Source organism: Micromonospora sp. M61, from assembly GCF_018070245.1.
Taxonomy (GTDB): Bacteria; Actinomycetota; Actinomycetes; order Mycobacteriales; family Micromonosporaceae; genus Micromonospora; species Micromonospora zamorensis.
Genome location: NZ_JAGPYA010000126.1, coordinates 1 through 3206 on the forward strand (window position 1 = coordinate 1; position 3206 = coordinate 3206).

Consider the following 3206-nt stretch of genomic DNA (forward strand, 5'->3'; position numbering starts at 1 on the left):
GGTCGACCGACCGCACCGCGCAGGTGGCCCGTGCCGCCGGCGCGGAGGTGGTCAGTCAGGACGAGATGACCCGAGGGCTGCCGCAGCTCACCGGTAAGGGCGACGCGCTCTGGGCCGGGCTCGCCGCCGCCGAAGGGGACGTGGTGGCGTTCATCGACGCCGACCTGCGGGAGTTCCGGCCGCACTTCGTGAGCGGGCTGCTCGGCCCACTGCTCACCGACCCGTCGGTGGACTTCGTGAAGGGCTTCTACCATCGCCCGCTGGTGGGCAGCGCCAGCGTGGAGCCGGACGGCGGGGGCCGGGTGACCGAGCTGATGGCCCGCCCGCTGCTCAACCTCTTCTGGCCCGAGCTGGCCGGCTTCGTGCAGCCGCTGGCCGGCGAGTACGCCGGCCGCCGTGACGTGCTGGCCCGGGTGCCGTTCGTCTCCGGTTACGGCGTGGAGACGGCTATGCTGATCGACCTGCTGGAGCTGGTCGGGCTGGACGCGTTGGCCCAGGTCGACCTGGGCGAGCGCAAGCACCGCCACCAGGACACGGCCGCCCTTGGCCGAATGTCCGCCCAGATCATGCTGACGGCCTGGTCCCGGTTGCAGCGGCGCGGCTGGGCGGTCCCCGGCGCGACGCCGGAGGCGTTGCTGACCCAGTTCCGTCGCGGTGGGTCGGACACGCTGCCGCACCTGGACCGGGAGATCGTGGTCAGCGACGTGTCCATCGAGGAACGCCCGCCGCTGGCCGAACTGCGCCACCGCGTGCCCCGTCGCCGGGTGGCCGCCGCGTGAACGCCAGGAAGGGACGAGCGCGATGAGCCTCACCGTGTTGATGAACGCCGGTCCGTGGCTGTCCGTGCCGCCGCCCGGTTACGGCGGCATCGAGAACGTGATCGCCACGCTGGTGCCGGAGCTGCGGCGACTCGGCGTCCGGGTGGTGCTCGCCTCGGTGGGCAGCAGCACCCTGCCGGTGGACGAACAGATGTCGGTCTTCGACGACGGGCAGTTCGCGGCGTTGCAACGGCCGTACAACCAGGTCTGCGGGATCGCCCAGGCGCACCTGGCCGGTGTGGTCCGCGAGCTGCACTCCCGCGACGACATCGACCTGGTGCACGACCACGTGGAGGCGGTCGGCCTGGCCACTCTCGCCGCGATGGGTCCCGCCGGCCCGCCGACCCTGCACACCCTGCACTGGGACCTGGCCAAGCACCCCGCGCTCTACGGCGGGCTGGACGGCGGTGACCGGGTCCGGGTCAACGGTGTCTCCGCGTCGCAGCTGGCCCGCGCCCCGCTCGCGTTGCGGGAGCACTCGGTGGGGCACGTGCACCTGTCCACCCCCCTGGCCGTGGACGCCGACCGGCGGCCCCGACCGGAGAAGGGCGAGCACCTGCTCATCCTCGGCCGGATCAACCCGGGCAAGGGGCAGGACGTGGGTGCCCGGCTGGCACACCGGGTCGGGTTCCCACTGGTCCTGGCGGGGCCGGTCGGCCCGTACCATCGGCCGGCCGATCTGGCCGCCGCGGGCGACGAGGCCCGGCAGAACCCGGACGTGCGGTTCTTCCTCGACGAGGTGGCGCCGCACGTCGACGGTGACCTGGTCCGCTGGATCGGCACCGTGGCCGGTCAGGAGCGGGACGACCTGCTCGCCAGCGCCCGCGCGTCGCTGTTCCCGTTGCGCTGGGAGGAGCCCGGTGGCACGGCGGTGGTCGAGTCACTCGCCCTGGGCACGCCGGTGGTGGCGACCGCCCGGGGCTGCCTGCCGGAGCTGATCGAGCACGGCCGCACCGGGCTGCTCACCACCGACGAGGAGGAGCTGGGCGACCTCGTGGTCGCCGCCGACCTGCTCGATCCCGACGAGTGCCGGCGGGTGGCCGCGCAGCGGTTCACCCCGGCGGTGATGGCCCAGCGCTACGTCGAGCTGTACGAGCGGGTCCGCAAGCTGTCCAGCGCGCCGAGGCTGCTGCCGGCCTGAGCGTAGGCGCGGCGGTTTCTGGGCGGCCGGTGACGGGGCGGCGGTTTGTCGGCGGCCGCAGCGGGTAGGCGGCAACGCTCATGCCCGCCGCGCAGCGAGGAGCCGGGAATGGTCGGACCAATGGCCCACTCCCGGGCCCGACCCAACCCGGCCGACGGCAAGCCGCTGGTCCGGCGGGCGGCGGCGACGGTCGGGGTGCTGTTCCTGCTGATCGGTGTGCTCGGCTTCGTGCCGGGGATCACCAGCGGCACGGACAACCTGCGCTTCGCCGGCCACGGCTCGGGCGCCTTCCTGTTCGGCGTCTTCCAGGTGTCGGTGCTGCACAACCTGGTGCACCTGGCGTTCGGGGTGGCGGGTCTGGTGCTGGCGCGGACGATCACCGGCGCGCGGGCGTTCCTGGTCGGCGGCGGAGCCGTCTACCTGGTGCTCTGGCTGTACGGACTGGCGGTGGACCACGACACCGGGGCGAACGTACTGCCGGTGAACGACGCCGACGACTGGCTGCACCTGGGCCTGGGCATCGGCATGATCGCGTTGGGCCTGCTGACCGGGCGACCCCGTCGGTGACCTGCCTCGCCCTCGGCACGGGGCCCGTTTGATCCGCTTCGACCTCGGGTAGTGGTGAGATCCCGACCCCGCAGCGAATCGAGGGCACCAATGTCGAGCCGGATCACCTGCGAGGTGCGCACCACGGCACCGGTGGCGGTCGTCCGACTCACCGGCGCCCTGGACCTGGGCACCATGCGGTCGGTGCACCACGCGCTCCGCGACGCACTGGTCGACCAGCCGGACGCGCTGGTGGTCGACATGGCCGAGGTCGACGTCAAGGACCGGCTGGCCCTGTCCGTCTTCGCCGCGACGGCCCGTCGGGCCGAGGAATGGCCGGGCGTGCCGGTGGTGCTCTGTTGCCCGTCGCCGGTCGCCGCCCGTTGGCTGTCCGAGTCGACGACGTGCCGGGTGGTCCCGGTGTCCCCCGACTGCGCGGAGGCGACCCGGGTGGCGGGCACGACGTCCCCATTGCGGATGCGGGCGCGACTGGAGCCCGTTGCCGGCGCCTGCCGGCGAGCCCGGGAGCTGGTCACCGAGGCGTGCGCGCGCTGGAATCTGCCGGACGCGTCCGGCCCGGCGGCCCTGGTGCTCAGCGAACTGGTCGGCAACGTGGTCCGGCACGCCGGCACGCCAATGCAGGTGACGGTGACCCTGCGCCGGCCGTATCTGCACCTGGCCGTGGTGGACGGCAGCAGCGC

4 protein-coding genes are annotated in these 3206 nt (G+C 73.5%); all 4 read left to right on the forward strand.

All coding sequences use genetic code 11. The features are described from left to right. A partial coding sequence (locus KBX34_RS32740) for a glucosyl-3-phosphoglycerate synthase (protein WP_210928942.1) occupies positions 1-779 on the forward strand: 779 nt, incomplete at its 5' end. A 22-nt stretch (positions 780-801) separates the two neighbouring features. Next, positions 802-1959: a glycosyltransferase gene (locus KBX34_RS32745; RefSeq protein WP_088948017.1), complete on the forward strand. Its 1158-nt coding sequence runs from the start codon at positions 802-804 to the stop codon at positions 1957-1959. A gap of 108 nt (positions 1960-2067) precedes the next feature. Further along, positions 2068-2526, forward strand: coding sequence for a DUF4383 domain-containing protein (locus KBX34_RS32750; protein ID WP_210794167.1), 459 nt, complete (start codon positions 2068-2070; stop codon positions 2524-2526). Positions 2527-2616: 90 nt separating this feature from the next. Beyond that, on the forward strand, positions 2617-3206 hold a 590-nt coding region (locus tag KBX34_RS32755; protein WP_210928943.1), incomplete at its 3' end, for an STAS domain-containing protein.